The 16,719-nt window shown below is 58.6% G+C and carries 20 protein-coding genes; 13 read left to right on the top strand and 7 right to left on the bottom strand.

Annotated elements, in window-relative coordinates; all coding sequences use genetic code 11:
• Positions 1–23 precede the first annotated feature (23 nt).
• Positions 24–1,157 carry an isoaspartyl peptidase/L-asparaginase family protein gene (locus AC0V6O_RS02680; RefSeq protein ID WP_486141391.1) on the bottom strand — a complete coding sequence of 378 codons (1,134 nt, stop codon included), beginning with the start codon at positions 1,155–1,157 and terminating at the stop codon, positions 24–26.
• A 114-nt stretch (positions 1,158–1,271) separates the two neighbouring features.
• Here AC0V6O_RS02680 and AC0V6O_RS02675 point away from each other — a divergent pair, with 114 nt between their 5' ends.
• Positions 1,272–2,429, top strand: a complete 1,158-nt coding sequence (locus tag AC0V6O_RS02675; RefSeq protein WP_486141390.1) for a mechanosensitive ion channel — start codon at positions 1,272–1,274, stop codon at positions 2,427–2,429.
• A 105-nt stretch (positions 2,430–2,534) separates the two neighbouring features.
• Complete coding sequence (locus tag AC0V6O_RS02670) at positions 2,535–3,485, top strand: SDR family NAD(P)-dependent oxidoreductase (RefSeq protein WP_486141389.1); 951 nt, start codon at positions 2,535–2,537, stop codon at positions 3,483–3,485.
• A gap of 18 nt (positions 3,486–3,503) precedes the next feature.
• Here the strand turns inward: AC0V6O_RS02670 and AC0V6O_RS02665 are convergent, their stop codons facing one another.
• The 3 genes from AC0V6O_RS02665 to bufB form a co-directional block, all read right to left on the bottom strand.
• Entirely contained in the window at positions 3,504–4,445 is a 942-nt protein-coding gene (locus tag AC0V6O_RS02665) for an alpha/beta hydrolase (protein ID WP_486141388.1), read from the bottom strand.
• Between the two features lie 142 nt (positions 4,446–4,587).
• A complete protein-coding gene (locus AC0V6O_RS02660; RefSeq protein ID WP_486141387.1) occupies positions 4,588–5,376 on the bottom strand; it encodes an HvfC/BufC family peptide modification chaperone in 789 nt (262 codons plus the stop codon).
• A complete protein-coding gene (gene bufB, locus AC0V6O_RS02655) occupies positions 5,373–6,248 on the bottom strand; it encodes an MNIO family bufferin maturase (RefSeq protein WP_486141386.1) in 876 nt (291 codons plus the stop codon). The genes AC0V6O_RS02660 and bufB overlap by 4 nt, the downstream gene beginning before the upstream one ends.
• Positions 6,249–6,635: 387 nt before the next feature.
• Between bufB and AC0V6O_RS02650 the strand changes: the two genes are divergently transcribed.
• The 6 genes from AC0V6O_RS02650 to AC0V6O_RS02625 all read left to right on the top strand — a co-directional run bounded on the left by AC0V6O_RS02650 (position 6,636) and on the right by AC0V6O_RS02625 (position 10,383).
• Positions 6,636–6,917 carry a BufA1 family periplasmic bufferin-type metallophore gene (locus tag AC0V6O_RS02650; protein ID WP_486141385.1) on the top strand — a complete coding sequence of 94 codons (282 nt, stop codon included), beginning with the start codon at positions 6,636–6,638 and terminating at the stop codon, positions 6,915–6,917.
• Between the two features lie 28 nt (positions 6,918–6,945).
• Positions 6,946–7,410: a DoxX family protein gene (locus AC0V6O_RS02645; RefSeq protein ID WP_486141384.1), complete on the top strand. Its 465-nt coding sequence runs from the start codon at positions 6,946–6,948 to the stop codon at positions 7,408–7,410.
• Between the two features lie 14 nt (positions 7,411–7,424).
• On the top strand, positions 7,425–7,955 hold the full coding sequence (locus tag AC0V6O_RS02640) for a sigma-70 family RNA polymerase sigma factor (RefSeq protein ID WP_486141383.1): 531 nt from the start codon (positions 7,425–7,427) through the stop codon (positions 7,953–7,955).
• Position 7,956: 1 nt separating this feature from the next.
• Positions 7,957–8,598, top strand: a complete 642-nt coding sequence (locus tag AC0V6O_RS02635; RefSeq protein WP_486141382.1) for an NrsF family protein — start codon at positions 7,957–7,959, stop codon at positions 8,596–8,598.
• Positions 8,599–8,725: 127 nt separating this feature from the next.
• The gene (ispG, locus tag AC0V6O_RS02630; RefSeq protein ID WP_486141381.1) at positions 8,726–9,886 is read left to right on the top strand and encodes a flavodoxin-dependent (E)-4-hydroxy-3-methylbut-2-enyl-diphosphate synthase; all 1,161 of its coding nucleotides are present in this window, start codon (positions 8,726–8,728) and stop codon (positions 9,884–9,886) included.
• Complete coding sequence (locus tag AC0V6O_RS02625; RefSeq protein WP_486141380.1) at positions 9,883–10,383, top strand: thioredoxin family protein; 501 nt, start codon at positions 9,883–9,885, stop codon at positions 10,381–10,383. The genes ispG and AC0V6O_RS02625 overlap by 4 nt, the downstream gene beginning before the upstream one ends.
• Positions 10,384–10,479: 96 nt before the next feature.
• Here AC0V6O_RS02625 and AC0V6O_RS02620 read toward each other — a convergent pair whose 3' ends face one another.
• On the bottom strand, positions 10,480–11,169 hold the full coding sequence (locus tag AC0V6O_RS02620; protein WP_486141379.1) for a hypothetical protein: 690 nt from the start codon (positions 11,167–11,169) through the stop codon (positions 10,480–10,482).
• On the bottom strand, positions 11,130–11,582 hold the full coding sequence (locus AC0V6O_RS02615; RefSeq protein ID WP_486141378.1) for a hypothetical protein: 453 nt from the start codon (positions 11,580–11,582) through the stop codon (positions 11,130–11,132). The genes AC0V6O_RS02620 and AC0V6O_RS02615 overlap by 40 nt, the downstream gene beginning before the upstream one ends.
• Before the next feature lie 104 nt (positions 11,583–11,686).
• On the opposite strand from AC0V6O_RS02615, the gene AC0V6O_RS02610 reads away from it, so the two are divergent.
• Together AC0V6O_RS02610 and AC0V6O_RS02605 are read left to right on the top strand one after the other, a co-directional pair.
• Positions 11,687–12,622, top strand: a complete 936-nt coding sequence (locus AC0V6O_RS02610; protein ID WP_486141377.1) for a histone deacetylase family protein — start codon at positions 11,687–11,689, stop codon at positions 12,620–12,622.
• Positions 12,623–12,657: 35 nt separating this feature from the next.
• Positions 12,658–13,188 (top strand): retropepsin-like aspartic protease family protein, encoded by a 531-nt coding sequence (locus AC0V6O_RS02605; protein ID WP_486141376.1) that lies wholly within the window; start codon positions 12,658–12,660, stop codon positions 13,186–13,188.
• 27 nt (positions 13,189–13,215) lie between these two features.
• Here AC0V6O_RS02605 and AC0V6O_RS02600 read toward each other — a convergent pair whose 3' ends face one another.
• On the bottom strand, positions 13,216–13,869 hold the full coding sequence (locus tag AC0V6O_RS02600; RefSeq protein WP_486141375.1) for a hypothetical protein: 654 nt from the start codon (positions 13,867–13,869) through the stop codon (positions 13,216–13,218).
• Positions 13,870–13,960: 91 nt separating this feature from the next.
• On the opposite strand from AC0V6O_RS02600, the gene AC0V6O_RS02595 reads away from it, so the two are divergent.
• From AC0V6O_RS02595 to AC0V6O_RS02585, 3 genes are all read left to right on the top strand, one after another.
• Complete coding sequence (locus AC0V6O_RS02595; protein WP_486141374.1) at positions 13,961–15,433, top strand: NAD(P)-binding protein; 1,473 nt, start codon at positions 13,961–13,963, stop codon at positions 15,431–15,433.
• Positions 15,434–15,500: 67 nt separating this feature from the next.
• Positions 15,501–16,214 carry a murein L,D-transpeptidase catalytic domain-containing protein gene (locus AC0V6O_RS02590; RefSeq protein ID WP_486141373.1) on the top strand — a complete coding sequence of 238 codons (714 nt, stop codon included), beginning with the start codon at positions 15,501–15,503 and terminating at the stop codon, positions 16,212–16,214.
• A 103-nt stretch (positions 16,215–16,317) separates the two neighbouring features.
• On the top strand, positions 16,318–16,719 hold the full coding sequence (locus tag AC0V6O_RS02585) for a hypothetical protein (RefSeq protein ID WP_486141372.1): 402 nt from the start codon (positions 16,318–16,320) through the stop codon (positions 16,717–16,719).

Genomic DNA, 16,719 nt, shown 5'->3' with positions numbered 1-16,719 from the left:
ACTGGGCGGCTTAGGCCCGCGCCTCATTCGCCCGCAAAAATCGCCACTTCATTCACGCCGTCGCTGGTCGCCCGCCCGCGGTACATGCCGGTGGTGTTGAAGCTGTAGAGCGCATAGCCATCCGGTGTCACCAAGATCACGCCGCCGCTGCCGCCCAAATCCTTGACCTCGGCCATAACGGCATCGGCTTCCTCCTGCACGATTGCTTCGTCGAAGATGAATTCAGAGGCATGCACGATATAGGTCGGGTTGCCGTCGGTATCGAGCGGCACGGTCGCTTGAGCCGCGTCAATTTCCTTTCGGAACCGGTGGCGCAGCCGCGAGCAAATCTCTTTCGCCACGCCAACCCGGATGAAATATTCGCCAGAACCCGTGGCCGAGACCGCGCAAGAGCGGTTGTCGGCATAATTACCCGCGCCAATCATGGGGGAGTCCCCGATCCGGCCCCAACGTTTGCCGGTCATCCCGCCGGTCGAAGTGCCTGCGGCCAAATTGCCGGACAGATCAAGCGCCACCGCGCCAACGGTGCCAAATTTGTGATCAACATCAATCGCAGAGAGCTGACGCGCCTTCATCCGCACCAAAGCCTCGCGGCGATGCTCTGTCGCAAACCATTCCGGTCCGGCGGTCTCCAGCCCTTTGTCGACCGCGAATTCCTCTGCGCCCGCCCCGCTCAGGAACACGTGGCGGCTTTCGGTGCGTACTTTGTCGGCCAGCAAAATAGGGTTCTTGATCGCTTTGACGCCCGTCACTGCGCCTGCGCTGCGGTCGTTACCAACCATGATTGAGGCATCGAGCTCGTTCTCCCCTTCCCAGGTAAACACCGCGCCGCGCCCAGCGTTGAACAGCGGATTATCCTCCAGCGGAACAATTGCCGCCTTCACCGCATCGACAGCGCTACCACCGTCTTTCAAAATCTGCGTGCCGCGATCCAGCGCGTCTTGCAGCGCGGCCTCGTATTGTACCCGCAGCTCCGGCGTGATCCGTTCTGGATCAAGCGTTCCCGCCCCGCCATGGATCGCCAGCGACCAGCGCGGCTCATTCGGGTCTTGAGCAAAGGCGGGAGCAGTTAGCGGGCCTGCCGCCACCAGACCAAGAAACAAACCCAAGGCGAAGCGCGTGATCGTTGTCTGCATAGGCGCGATCATACCTCTCATACGCGAATAGGCCAGTCCCAATCCTCAGCTCCCCTTCAACAAAATTTACAACTGTTCGCTTTGTAGAAACCTACACGGCGTCTAGGCTGAACTTCAGTAATGAGGGGATCTCCTATGCAAATTGGCAATTATCAATTCGATCAAGCGCTTGCGATGGAACTGCTTGAAAAAGCAGCGTTCGCAGTCGCTATTCTGGTGGTCACATGGCTGCTTGCGAAGGCGGCTAAATGGGCTTTTGCGACACTCGTCGACAAGGTCAGCATCTTTCAACGCGCGACCGGTAGCGGTGAAAGCATCGGTACATCGCTTGGAAAAATCGTCTCGCTGCTGATCTGGCTGTTCGGCCTGCTCGGCATCTTGCAAGTGCTTGAACTGGATGGGGTCGCGGGGCCAATCAACGAATTGCTCAATAATATTATGAGCTATGTTCCCAACCTCGTTGGCGCAGGCTTGCTGCTGTTCATCGGCCTCTTAATCGCTGGGATCGTTCGCGATATCGCAACCACCGCGATGCAGACGATAAACCTCGACAAGTGGGCGAATAAAGGCGGCGTAGAGAACGTCACCGGCAATTCCACGATTAGCAAGACGCTGGGCACAATCATTTACGCCCTGATCGCTATTCCAGTGGCCATCGGCGCTCTTGGGGTGCTGAACATCGCGGCCATCTCTGGCCCAGCCACTGAAATGCTGAGCCTGATCATGGGCGCGATCCCGAACATCATTGCCGCTGGCGTGTTGCTGGGCATTGGCTACCTGATCAGTAAATTCGTGGTCGGCATTCTCAGCGAATTGCTGTCTGGCCTCGGCGTTGATCGTCCGATTGCCGCAATGGGCTTGCTTCCAGAAGGAACCAACGCCTCTGACGTGTTTGCCCGGGTTGCTCAAATCGCCATCATCTTGTTCTTCGCAATCGCTGCGACCAAGGTTCTTGGCTTCCCAGAGCTGACCGGTATCCTTGATCAAATCCTTGGAACGGGCGGAAACGTGGTGTTCGGCGCGGTCATCATTGGCGTTGGCTTCTTGATCGCTAACCTGCTGGCTAAGCTGCTCGGCGGCTCCGATGGCGGTTCGATGGCGAGTTCAGTGGTGCGTTATGCCACCATCCTCGTCTTCACGTTCATGGGTCTTAGCAACATGAATGTCGGACAAGACATCGTGAACATCGCCTTTGGTGCCTTGGTCATCGGCGGCGCGGTCGCTGCATCGCTGGCCTTCGGTCTTGGTGGGCGCGAATGGGCCGCCAAGAAGCTGGAACAGCTCGACAAATAAAGCGATTGCTGGCGTCCCCTGCGGGACGCTGGCCTAATCACATGACGGGGCGCGGTGGCTATGTTACCGCGCCCCAATTGTATGTGACAAAGGGATAGATCAAGCATGGGCAAATTTGGCGCACAATCGACCACGGATGAAGTGCTGTCCGGCGTGGATCTATCCGGCAAGACCGTGTTCATCACTGGCGGCAATTCTGGCCTGGGTCTGGAGACGGCGCGGGCGATGGCGACCAACGGCGCGCATATTGTGCTGGCTGGGCGCAATCAGGCAAAGCTTGATGCGGCGAAGCAGGGCATCGTGGCAGAAACGCCCGGCGCTCAGTTGGAGACGATCATTTGCGATCTCGGCTCGCTGGACAGCGTGCGCGCATGCAGCGCAGAGGCGACCGGGCGCTTTGCCAAGATCGATCTGCTGATCAACAATGCTGGCGTCATGGCCTGCCCCAAGGAAGCGACAGCGGACGGGTTCGAACGGCAATTTGGCACCAATCACCTGGGCCATTTCCTGCTGACCAAGGGGTTGATGCCGCTGGTAGAAGCGGGCGCAAACAAGCGCATCGTCAATCTGTCCAGCCGCGGCCACCATATTGGCCCGGTTGATCTGGACGATCCCAACTTTGAAGATCGCGATTACAACGAATGGCTGAGCTACGGCCAATCCAAGACAGCAAATGTGCTGTTTACGGTCGGGCTGGAGGACCGCTTTTCCCCGCTTGGCATCCACGCCTTTGCCGTGCATCCGGGCGGGATCAACACCAATCTCAGCCGGCATTTGAGCGAAGAGCAGGAGCAGGCATTGATCGAGCGGGTCACCAGCAGCGATCCGAACTTCGCCTTTAAGAGCATTCCCCAAGGCGCTGCGACGCAGACCTGGGCCGCAACCGCGCCAGAGCTGAATGGCAAAGGCGGGCTTTACTGCGAGGATTGCCATGTCGCCGAGATTGACGACCAATCCACCAAGGGCGGGGTGCGCAGCTATGCTCTGGACAAGGGCAATGCAGACCGGTTGTGGTCTTTAAGCGAGCAGATGGTCGGCGAGAGCTTCAGCGCCTGATCCTTCGTCGCGACTGCGCTACGCCTCGGCCAAGAACTGCCGAACCAGCGCGAACACATCCTTAGCCTCGCGCGTGGGTGTGACCGCCATAAACACATGCGGTGCGCCCTCATATTCATAAAGCTTGGCATTCACGCCCGCATCGCACAGCTTGTGTGTGAAGGTGCGGCTGTCGATGATGAACAGATCGTGCCGGCCGGTAAAAATGCGGGTTGGCGGCAATTGAGCCAGTGCCTCGGGCGCAGCATATAGCGGGCTGCACTCAGCGCTGGCTGGATCACGCTCGTCAGCGAACATCGCACCGCAGCTGCGCAAGGTGCCGATCTTCAGCATGATGTCATGCGGCTCCACCGCCTGCATCGCCGGATCCGCCATCGTTACATCGAGCCACGGCGCAAACAATGCGAGCTTACCAGCCTGCGGACCGCCCGCCTTCGCCAGCCGCAAAGCCAGGCTGAGTGCCATGTGCCCGCCAGCGCTGTCGCCGCAGATCACGATCCTTTGCGGATCATGCGTTTCTGCAAGCTTGGCAAAGGCGGCATCAGCTAGCCTGTCCGCACGCGAATAATGGTTTTCCGGCACGACCTCATACATCGGCAAGGTAATGCTAACGCCCGCCTGACCGATCAATTCGGCGGCTAGCGGCCAGTGCTCCTTGAACATCGGCAGGATAAATCCCCCGCCGTGGAAATAAAGCATGTGCCAGTCCGCTGGACCCGATTTGGGGTGTAAGGTGACAAGCTTCTGACCCTCAGCCTCCCAATGCTCGATTTGAAATTGCTGCTCAAACTTGGCCGGCATGGGCGCGTCTTCGGGGAGTTTGCGCGACGCCATATAGGAGGCAAAATCTCCGGCATCATGCGGGAAAACAGCACTTCTGCGCGACATGATCCATTTGACCAGCCGCATGGTAAGGCTTGCCTTGGCGCTGCGCAGTTCGATCGAGGTTCCGCTAAGCATGGTCTCTCCCTTTGACTTAGGTCAGGACCCATTAAGCACATGACCGTGGCTTGAGCCAGAATCTTTCAGGGCACGGAGCGAGCGAAGTAGAATAGCCCCCCTATTGGGCAAGCGAGCGACGAATACCTAAGCAGCGGCCGCTTTAGGCGAGCCCTATGATCAGCCCGTCATTGAGCCAACGCCCCAGCATCGCGCCAGCTCGCATCGCCGCATCTGCGATGTCTTGCTCACCGGCATTGTCGCCCGCCAGAAGCATGCAGATCTCGCCATAGCTAGCGCCGCTTTGAACCGCGGAAAACGCGCGCGCTTGCTCTGCCTCGACCATCACAAAAACTGTTTGTTCGCCTTCGCGCCAAACCAGGCAGCCGCCGGGGCTTTCGAGCGTGAATTCGCCGAGTTCTGCGCCATCTTCACCCAGGTTGTTCCAGATCACGGTGAGATCATGCGCCACCTCGCGCGCGGCGGCACGCGGTGCAAGCATCAGTTTCATCGCGCCCCAATCGGCATCGCCAAACTGCGCCGTTGCCGTGCCAAAACCTGTCCCATCCAGCGGCTGAACATCCGGTGCAGTCGCCAGGCCCAGCATGGTCCATTCCAGCCAGGCAAGCTCGGCCACTTCCGGATTGTTGCCGAACAACTGAGCGCAGCTTTCATCAAAGCCCGCACCCGCATCATCAATCGTCCAGCTGGCAGGAGGATTGGTGATCGCATGATGCGCAGCGACCTGAGCGAAGGGCCCATCGCCCACATAATGCTTCACCCGTTCAAACGTATCGCTGAGCGCATCCATCAAAGCAGAGCGATAATTGCCCCGGTAAACCTGCATTCCGGCAGCCTGCGAATTGCCCCAACCGTTCGGCAGAGGCACGTTTTCATCGAGCACTTGCGCCATAAAGGTGGCCTGCTGCTGAGCGAGATCAGCGGCGCTCATGCAGGAACCGGCTCCAGAGCCTCTTTAGCCAAGCCGCGCGCACGCTCCAGCTCTGCCAGCAGTTCGGGCAGCGGCGGAATATTGTCATCGCGTTCAATCATTGTCGCGACCGGTACCGGCAGCATGCGCAAAGCCTTGGTATAAAGCGCCCACACCTCGTCGCACACTTCGCGGTCATGCGTGTCGATAATGATATCCCGCTGCTCATTTGCCGGATCATGTCCGGCCAAATGGATCTGGCGGACGCGCTCCAATGGCAGGCCAGCAAGATAGTCATCGGCTGAAAATCCGTGGTTCTGGCTGCTGACATAGATATTGTTCACATCGAGCAGCAGATAGCAGCCCGTGCGCCGCGCCATTTCCGACAGGAATTCCCACTCGGTCAGCTCGTCCTCGGGGAATGTGAGATAGCTGGAAGGGTTTTCGAACAGCATTGGCCGGCCAAGGTGACTTTGCGCGCGATCAATATTGGCGCAGACCGCATCGAGAGCCTCGCCGGTCAGTGGAAGCGGCAGCAGATCATGGCTATTGTGCGCGCTCGTGCGGGTCCAGCACAGATGGTCTGACACCCACAAAGGGTCAATCCGGCGTTCCAATTGCTTGAGGCGGTCGAGATAATCGGCGTCCAATCCGCCCGCCGATCCAATCGACATCGACACCCCGTGGATGATCACCGGGTGCTTTTCCCGCACCGCTTCAAGGATACGCAATTGGCGCCCGCCTTCGATCATATAGTTTTCCGAGATCACCTCGACAAAGTCGACCGGCACATCCCGCCCGTTGCCGCGATCCAGAAAATCCTCGTAATGCGTACGCCTGAGACCCAGGCCAAAGCCGCCAAATGGCGCAATCGTTTCTTGTGTGGTTTGCATATCTCTTCCCGCTATAGCAGAAATTTAGCGGTCTAGTACGCTCACATTCCTCGTCCATTTGAAGGGTCGATTAATGGGCAGACGTGCAAGCGTACCAGACCGCTTGGCAACCGCGCGCTCATGCTAGGGTTGAGCGCGCGTTCGCCAGACTTTGAAACATTGCTACGCTGCGGGTTTTAAGGCACCGCCTTGCAATGCTTGCTTCATGGATAGTGTTCGCGCGTGAGGGCGCAGGCGTTACACCTGCCCTTTAACAAATGGCCTCCTGCCAAAGAAAAACAGAAAAAAGTGCCCACCTGTAACCATTGCATGTAGGGCCACGAACTCATGGTCAGTCCCGGCATTAAGCTGGACCAACACACCGATTAAGATTTTTGGAGAAACATCATGAACGCTAAGTCAATCGCCACCTTCGCTGGCCTCGCCATGACCGCCGGTATCGCAGCCAGCCTTGCATCCACACCAGTTGCTGCGCAAGGTGCCAAAGAAAAATGCTACGGAGTTTCAAAAGCAGGCAAGAACGATTGCGCTGCCGGTCCAGGCACAAGCTGTGCAGGTACATCGACCCGCGATTACCAAGGAAATGCATGGACCTATGTCGACAAAGGCAGCTGCGTTAAAATCAGTACGCCTAAGGGCAAAGGTTCGCTAAAGCCGGTTAAGCGCTAAGCAGCGCGGCGAATTCTAGGAGGAATTTATGAGCAGCGTAATCTCACTATATGACCGGTTGGTCGGGCTGTTATCTGGCCGATTCTTTGAAGGGCTTGCGCTGCTCTTCACCCGCATCGCGCTCGCCGGAGTATTCTGGCGGTCGTACAAAACCAAGGTCGAGGAAGGCACGTGGCTTCAGATCAGTGAAGTGCAATACTTCATCTTTGAGAATGAGTTTGCAGGCCTTCCTTTGCCGACCAACATAGCGGTGCCGATGGCAACCTATGCAGAGTTTTTGTTCCCGATCCTGCTGGTGCTTGGACTGTTCACTCGGTTCTCAGCTCTCGCATTGATGGGCATGGCAATCGTCATCCAGTTGTTCGTATTCCCTACCAGTGATCACTTCTTTGGTTGGGCTGTTACGATCATCGCTCTGGCGCTGGCTCTGGTCTCTCGCGGTGGCGGTATCTTCTCCGCTGACACTCTGATCGCTAAAGCACGCGGCCAGTAACGGGAGACGGGGTTGTGATCGCTGACGAAGTCACCCTTGCCCGCCTGATGGCATCGGCACAAGACGGCGACAAAGCCGCCTACAATGTGCTGCTGTCAGAGGCGGGGATGTGGCTAGAGAGATATTTTCGCCGGCGCGTGCCACCGTCCCAGCTCGATGATCTGGTGCAGGACGTGCTGCTGGCGATCCATCATAAACGGGCAACCTACGATCCAACCCGTCCGTTTATGCCGTGGATGGCCGCCATTGCCCGCTATCGCTGGGTCGATCATTTGCGCAAAGTGTATAAGCACGAGAGCAAAGAAATCGAAGATGACGATGCGGTGCAGGATAGCGACGAAGAAGTGACGCTGGCCCGGGTTAGTCTTGAGCGGCTGTTTAGCCACCTCAATGAAAGTCAGGCAGAGGCCATCGAACTGGTCAAAATCGAGGGGCTTTCGATCCGCGAAGCCTCCCAAAGAACAGGCCAGAGCGAAAGTCTGGTTAAAGTGAATATACATCGCGGCTTGAAGAAGCTTGCCGCGCTGGTTGAGAAAGCTGATTAAGATGAACACTACACGTGAAAACATGATTGCAGGGCTAGCTGACGATCTGGAACCGGTCCGCCGGATTACGGTTCAAGGCGGTCTGATGCTGGTGGGCTTTGCCACGCTGGTTGCCTTTGCCGTGTCAGTGGCCGTGTTCGACTTCTGGTTCGGCATGTTCGAAGGCAAGGCCTCCTCGTTCTTTTGGGTCACCAACGGCCTGGTCCTGTTGCTTGGCGTAGCCAGCGCATTGGCTCTGGTCATGGGCGGATCTCCGCGCGTTGGCCAGCGTGAAAACGCCCCTGGTTGGAGCGCGGCAATGCTCGCTGTTCTGCCAATCACAGTGGCACTGAGCGTGGCCACTGGTAGCCATGATCATGGGGAGCTGGTCACACCGGTTGCCTGGATGTGCACCAAGGCTTCGCTGTCTGCTTCATTGCTGGTTGGCTTAGCGTCCATCCTGTGGCTGCGCCGCAGCGCACCGGTCTCGCTAGAGCGGTCCGGCTGGCTGACAGGTACAGCAGCGGGCGCACTTGGCACCTTTGCCTATGGCATCACCTGCCCGGTCGACAGTGTCGCGCACCTGGGCCTGTGGCATGTTGTGCCCGTGGCAATTGCGGCTGTCATTGGCCGGATCGTGGTTCCCCCACTGATCCGCTGGTAACAGGCAGGTCTCACGAAATTTAGGCGGCGGTCAGCGTTCAGTTGGCCGCCGCTTTTGTTTGCGTGCCCTTAGCCAACCCGCGCCTGCATCATTGCCCCTGCCCATCAACGCGCCTATATCGCAAGGCATGTCTTCAATACGGCCCTGGCGCGATATCGAACGGCGGCAATGCCGCCAAATCATGGTTGGCGATGTGCCGGTAGGCGGCAATGCGCCGATCACCGTGCAGACCATGACCAACACCCCGACCGAAGATGCTGTCGCGACGCTCGATCAGATCCGCCGGTGCGAAGAAGTGGGCGCGGACATCATCCGGGTGTCCTGCCCGACAGAAGAAGCGACCGCCGCCTTTGGCAAGATCACCAAGGCTGCGCGCATTCCGATCGTGGCCGACATCCATTTTCACTACAAACGCGCGTTGGAAGCAGCCGACGGCGGCGCCGCCTGTCTGCGCATCAACCCCGGTAACATCGGCAGCAGTCAGCGCGTGGGTGAGGTTGTCCGCGCGGCCAAGGCCAATGGCTGCGCAATCCGCATTGGCGTGAACGCTGGCAGTCTTGAGAAGCACCTGCTCGAAAAATATGGCGAGCCCTGCCCAGAGGCGCTGATCGAAAGCGCGCTCGATCATATCAAGTTGCTGCAGGATCACGATTTTCACGAATTTAAAGTCGCCGTGAAAGCCAGCGACGTCTTTCTCGCAGTGGCCGCCTATCATGGTCTGGCGGAAACCGTCGATTGCCCGCTGCACCTGGGCATTACAGAGGCAGGCGGATTGATCGGCGGCACGGTCAAATCCTCAATCGGCATGGGCAGCCTGCTGTGGGCGGGGATTGGTGACACGATCCGTGTCTCACTGTCGGCGGAGCCAGAGGAAGAGGTCAAAGTCGGCTATGAAATGCTAAAAAGCCTGGGCCTGCGCACACGCGGCGTCCGAGTCGTGTCCTGCCCCAGCTGTTCGCGCCAGGGCTTTGACGTGATCCGCACGGTTGAGACGCTGGAGAAGCGGCTGGAGCACATCAAGACGCCCATGTCGCTGTCCGTGCTCGGCTGCGTCGTCAACGGACCGGGCGAAGCGCGCGAGACCGATATTGGCCTGACCGGCGGCGGCAATGGCAAGCACATGGTCTACCTCTCCGGCGTGAAAGCGCATGCGATCAATGATGAGAACACACTCGAACACATTGTCAAACTGGTCGAGGAAAAAGCAGCGAAGATCGAAGCAGGCGAAGCCACCGCCTTTGATCCGCACGCAGTCGAGGCGGAAGCAGCGCCAGAGGCTGCCGAGTGATCAAACAATTGTTTGGCGGACTGGCTGGCGGGCTGTTGGTGACCGGCGGCGTCATGGCGGCAGGAACGCTGTCCACCTCGCACGACTATCCCGAGGCTAAGGCCTATGACGTCTCTGAGAGCGTGGACGCGGATGTCGATGCTGCGTTTGAACGGGCAGCAGCAAACGGTAAACTCGTGATGCTGGTGATGGGCGCAAACTGGTGCCACGACAGCCGCGCCCTTGCGGGCTGGCTTCAGACCGATCGCTTCGCCGCGCTGATCGACGCAGAATACGAGCTAGTGTTTATCAATGTCGGCATGCCGCAATCAGGCGACGGCCATAATCTCGCGATTGCCCAGCGGTTTGGGATTGAGGACCTGCCCGGCACGCCCAATGTGCTGATCCTGACGGCTGAGGGCGAGCTGCTCAACGCGGACACGGCGACCACCTGGCGCAACGCCGCAAGCCGTGATGAAGACGCGATTTACGGTGAGCTTGAAGCCTGGAGCCGCTAGTAAGGCGAAGCCGTTATGAAATCGCGGATGCAAAAGCAGGGGGCAAGCAGCCTGGCTGCCGGTCATGATGACAATCACAACCGGCGCCGATCACAGCTAGCCGATCGTGATATTTGAACCGCCGGCCTTGTTGGGCTTGGAACTCGTCTGGGCTTTCAGCTCTCCACTCAAGACCTTCAGGTAGTTTTCATAGATACTGCCGCTGCTCACGATCTTCAGATATCCGCCATAAGACGACACGGTTCCATCGGCGTCCTGTTTCACCATGACATAACCACCCGGCCCGCGCTCGCTTGCCGGTACAGTCGCCCACATATCCTGAAGCTGGAACACCGGTTGGCGATTTACGACGCCGTTTTGCGCAACGGAATGAAGGGTCGTCGGTGTATCCGGATTGCCAGGCCAAACCAATATCAACAGCGGATCGCGGCCTTCCCTCGCGCTAATATTGCCTGAGAAGCAGGGATTGCCTTTCTCCTGATAGCCGAACCTGTCCACCGCGATGCTCAATCCCGTTGCGCTGCTCGGCTGCATTTCGCGGCGTTTTTTGCCCTCGGCAATGCAACTGCGCAAATGCTGTCTGGTGGCCTGTTGTTTCTTGAGGAAATCCTCGATCAGTGCGTCACCGCGCGCCTTTTCAGACGTCCGGCCAGTCCAGTTAACCGAAAGTGCCCAAGTGAGCATATTGCATGCCATGATGCTCTCTGAAATCTTAACTCCGCTGCTACCGGGCTGATAATCATAGGTCACTTTAACGCAGGCAATTGGCTCACCGGCGAAATCCATCCTGACTTCTTGAACATCGCTTTTTGCCGCGATCTTCCCCCTTCTTCGATACTGGCAGAAATACGTTCAACCATTGTCGAAGGGGTCTCATCCCGGTCGAACGGCCTGAAATTGAAGCTGGTTCGGATGGTCTTGCCATCGCCATAACTGCAGGCAACCGAATGCCCCTGGATGGTGTATTGCCTCCGCACATTCAGCGGCACACCAGAGGTCTCCACCGGACACTTCATGCTGGTTAGCCAGTGAACATAGGCATCACCCGATTGGATGAAGGCCTGCGCCGCATCGTTTTTCACCGGCTGAGCATAAAGCGAGCTGCCCGGCCGCGCCGCATCATATTGTGCCGACGCCTGTGACGCTGGCAGGCAAATCGCTGCTCCGCTGACTATTGTTGTTGCGATAATATGTTTCATTACGACGCTCCCCAAAAACCTTCCTAAAGGAACATTCGCTTAATGAACAATGTCTTAATGGCTGCATGTTGACTTGAGCAAAGAGGCTCGCGAGTGATGCCAGGGTGCTCCACGTCGTTCATCACCCAGACTACATGGCCCCTCGTCCAGAGCGCGGCACCTTCAAGTTCGACAAGTATTATCTCGTCATGGAGGCGCTCAGGGAATTTGGGCGAGAGAGCGGCGCGGAGATCACCGAACACGCACCTCAGCCTATCCCGCGCGAATGGCTGGAGGCGGTGCACGACCCGGCCTATGTCGAGGAGGTTTTCACCGCCAGCGTCCCGCGCGAAAAGGAACGCCGCATCGGTTTCCCCGTCACCCCGCACATCGCCAGCCGCGTCGCTCACACCAATGGCGGAACGTGGCTCGCGGCGAAGCTGGCAATGGAGCACGGATATGCCGCAAACAGCGCCGCGGGCAGCCACCATGCTCTGGAGAACACCGGCGCGGGTTACTGCGTGTTCAACGATCTGGCCGTCGCCTCCAACCGCCTGATTGCGGAAGGGGACGCGGCGCGCATATTGATCGTCGATCTCGACGTGCATCAGGGCGATGGCACCGCCAGCCTCACCGCGCTGCGCGATGATATTTTCACGCTGTCGCTGCATGCGGAGAAGAATTTTCCGGTGCGAAAGGCACGCTCTAATCTGGATGTGCCGCTGCCCGATGGTGTGGACGATGATAGCTATATGGCGGCGCTGACGCTGCATTTGCCCCGCGTTTTTGCCGAGTTCACGCCCGATTTTGTGTTCTATCAGGCCGGCGTTGATCCCCATGCAGAGGACAAGCTCGGCCGGCTGGCGCTGTCGGACGAGGGGCTGACCATGCGGGATCGCTATGTCGTGCGCGAGGCGCGGTCGCGGGGCCTTCCTGTGGCCAGCGCGCTGGGCGGCGGGTACGGCGATGATCAGGCGGAAATTGGCGCGCGCCACGCCCGCTCCATGCTGGCGATGGCGGATGAAAACGCGCGTGTTTCCGCACACACTGCCACTCTTTAGAGAGGCTTAATCTCGCCCCGCTAAGCTGCGAGGTGATGGAACGTTTTATTGTCTTTGCGCTTGCCGCCTGCGGCTTTGCCTATCTGGCTGTGCCCTCTGCTGATGAGGATGCATCCGAGAGCGATACGAGCGCGTCTGCATCGCGCTTTGGTGGTACTTCCTCTGCCCAATCACAATCCAACGCAGCATGGTCTGCAGGTGAGCACGTGCTGGAGCGAAAGCCGGATGGGCATTTTTACGCCTCTGCCTACGTCGATGGCGCGGATATTCGCATGCTGGTCGACACCGGGGCGAGCGTGATCGCGCTGACCGCGGATGACGCACTGGCCGCTGGCCTGCAATGGGACGAGAGCGAAGTCCGCCATATTGGTGCAGGCGCAAGCGGCGCGGTGTACGGCGTGCCGACCCGCCTTAATGAGGTTGAGATCGGCGGCATGGCCCGGCGCAACATCCCCGCCGTGATCATTCCAGAAGGGCTCAGCATATCGCTGCTCGGCCAATCCTATCTATCCAAGATTGGCACGGTCGAAATCGCCGATAATCAGATGGTTATGAGCGCGCAATAGTGCGTACTGGCGCTCGTTCACGCGGCCTCAAAAATAGATGTCGATGTAATCGGTTAGCCGGTCGCACCATTCAAATTCGCGCAAACGCCAATATTTGCGGTTCTGTGTTATGCCGAAACGCCATTGTTTATTCCCGCGACAATAGCGCTCACCATCTGGCGAACCGATGATCTTGATCTCGCCCTGAAACAGGAAATAGTCCGAGCCAATTTCCGAAATGCGCCCCTCCAACTTCAAGCCCGAGCCATCCTCGCCCTCTTGCTTGCCGGTCAGCCACCAGACCCCGTCTTCATCGATCGCGATGAACACCGGCCCGCGCTGCTTCCAGCTGATCCACTGCAGGGTTATGCCAGAATTGCCAAACAACCGCTCAGCTGCGGCCTGATCCGTAATCTTGGTCGGCGTTTCAGGGATTTCCGCCGTCTCAACCGTGATGATCGATGGCCCCTCCGCCATGTTCTTGCGGACGATGGAACGGTCGCTAAGCTCGGGCAGATCCACGGGGGCGGGATAGGCCGCTTGCTCTGGTTCTGGATGCGTTTCGACCGGCGGCTCTGACGCGGGCTGCGGCTGTGCCACCGGAGGCGGCACCGACGGAGCGCTGCTGGCTGAGGCAACGCATCCACTCACCAACAAGCCCCCTGAAACCAAGGCAAAAACCAGCTCCATTCGCGCATTCATTCGCTCACTCCCAGCTTGCATGGCCTTGCATGACACAGCAAAAGACGCCACGCATTCCGCAATAAATTGCAGCGCAAGGGATACCAGAGCCATGGCCGAATTCGAAACGGATTATCTCGTTATTGGCGCTGGCGCGGTGGGGATGGCGTTCGCCGACACCCTGCTCGACGAAGATCCCGATTGCCACATCACCATTGTCGACAAGCATGCAAAGCCGGGCGGACACTGGAACGATGCCTATTCCTTTGTGACGCTGCACCAGCCGTCGAGCACCTATGGGGTCAATTCGGTGGAGCTGTGCACCAACAGGGTTGATGCACATGGGCATAATGCAGGCATGTATCCGCTCGCCAAGCATGCGGAAATCCTGGCCTATTACGAGCAGCTGATGAATGAGCGTTTCCTGCCTAGCGGGCGGGTCACCTATCTGCCGCTGAGCGAGTATCATGACGGCCATAAGGTCAAAGGCATTTTGTCTGGCGAGACCCGGCAGGTGAATGTCCGGCGCAAACTGGTGGATGGCACCTATTTCCAGACCTCGGTCCCCTCCACGCATAAGCCCGCTTATGAGATCGCGGATGGCACGCCCTTCACCATTCCCGGCGAGCTGCCCGGCCTATGGAAGGATGCGGATAATCTGCCTGAGCATTTCGTGATCCTGGGCGCGGGCAAGACCGCGATGGACACCGCCGTCTGGTTGCTGGAGGCAGGCGTTGCGGCGGACCGGATCGGCTGGGTGCGCCCACGCGACAGCTGGATGTTCAACCGCAAGTTCCTGCAACCCGCCGAACATCACCTCGACCGCCTGGTTGATTTCCAGCGGAGGCAAATGCGCGCCGCCGCAGCCTCCGAAAACGGTGATGAAATGTTCGCAAAGCTGGGCGAAGAGGGTCTGATGCTGCGGATCGATCCGGAGACCAAGCCGGAAATGTTCCACTTTGCGGTGATCTCTGAAGGCGAGATTGAGATGCTGCGCGGCATTCAGCAGGTCTATCTCCAGGGCCGGGTCACGCGCATTGAGCCAGGCAAAATGCACTTTGCAGGTGAAAGCGTGAGCGTGCCAGCACGCACCATGTTTATCGATTGCACTGCGTCGGCTGTGCCGTTTGATGCGCGCAGCAATCAACGCCCATTCTTCGATGGCGACACCATCACCCTGCAATTGGCGCAGTCTCCGTTCGTGCCCTATAGCGCATCGCTCGCAGCCTTCCTGGAGGCGAATTTCGACACCGATGACGAGAAGAACGCGCTTTGCCCGCCCGCCCCGCTGACCGACACGCCGAGCACCTATCCGGCCGCGTTTCTTGCCAATTTGCGCAGCACCGGGCTGCTGTCACAAAACGAAAAAACCAATGCATTTAACGCGCGCAGCCGCCTGCACCCGACCGGCCCGGCGGTGGCCAAAATGATGACGGAAGGCAGCCCAAAACTCGCCGCGATTGCCGACATTGGCTCGGTCGTGAAGGAATGCATGCCGGGGATCATGGCGCTGGGGATGAAGGCCTTTGCCGAGCACAACGCCGCCCCGACGCGCGAAACCTCGGTCACGAAAAACCAGGCCTAAAACTCACCCCAAAATTGATGTGATTTTTTGTTCACGAAAAGGATAGATTTGCGCTAGTAGTTTAGCGATGATGAAACGGCGCGATCTTCTCAAAACTGGCCTAGTCGCAGGCGCGGCCTTGGCTGCACCTGCATTGCCAGCGATGCTCGCGGCGCAGCCGATCAAAGGCTCTGCGCGCGACCGCAAGCTGTTCGATATTGCCCAGCGCGAATTGAACCGGGCCGGCGCGGCGATCTGGAAACGCGACATCGTGGGCATTGCCGATTTCGGCGTGCACTCGGCCCAGCGGCGGTTCCACTTCGTCAATTTGGACCGCCAAGAGGTGCAAAGCTATCACGTCAGCCACGGCGCCGGCTCTGATCCAGAGCATGACGGCTGGCTCAACAATTATTCCAATGTCGAAGGCTCCAACGCGACCAGCCGCGGTGCCTATGTGACGTGGGAATGGTATGTCGGGCGCTATGGCACATCAGTGCGGCTGGGCGGGCTCGACCCGACCAATGATGCCGCCCTGCGCCGCTATATCGTGATGCACCGCGCCAAATATGCAGAGCCGACGCATATTGATCGCTGGGGCCGGCTGGGCCGTTCCAATGGCTGCTTTGCGCTGGGCGAGGAGCAATTCCGTATTGCCCTGCTCAACCTGTCTGGCGGGCGTTTGCTGTTTGCCGACAGCCTGGGCCTGAACGAGGATGGCAGCATCGCGCAGCGTCCTCAGCTCGAACCACTGCAACCGGCACGGCCTAGCGATGTTCAGCGCTACGCCCCGGGATCGTTCTAAGGCGGTGCCTTATCGGCTGAACCATGCCGGGCTTGAGCTCAATATTGGATCAGCGTTCAGAGGAGTTTTGCCAGCCAGCCTTCAAGCTGCTGCCTGCGGTTCATTGTGCCTCTGGATTTACGTCGCCATTTCTGGATTTACCCCGCAATTCGAACTCAGTTTTCTGTCCATCGGATCGATTTTGGTCACCTTCTTCCTCATGATGTTTTTCGGAATCATGATCGGCACAGCATTCTGTGCATTCTATATCGCCGTGGTCGGCGTGCCCATTGCCGCGCTGCTGCGAGACAACATCGAAAAACCCACAGCCGCATGGATTTCCGTCGCCGCCGCAACGCTCACAGCGATTGCTGCGTCTTACCTAATGGCAGGAGGGGGCTTCTCTTTGCAGGAAGCGGAGAGCCAGTATTGGCTGGCAGCGGTGCTATGCTACGCCATTCCAGCCGGCCTATTGTATCGCCAATCGGTCGTCGCCGCGCGGCAATTGAGCCAGTGGGCTAACTAA

The sequence above is a fragment of the Erythrobacter sp. JB2-19 genome (genome assembly GCF_057365005.1).
This window is presented reverse-complemented; position numbering and strand designations above follow the sequence as displayed.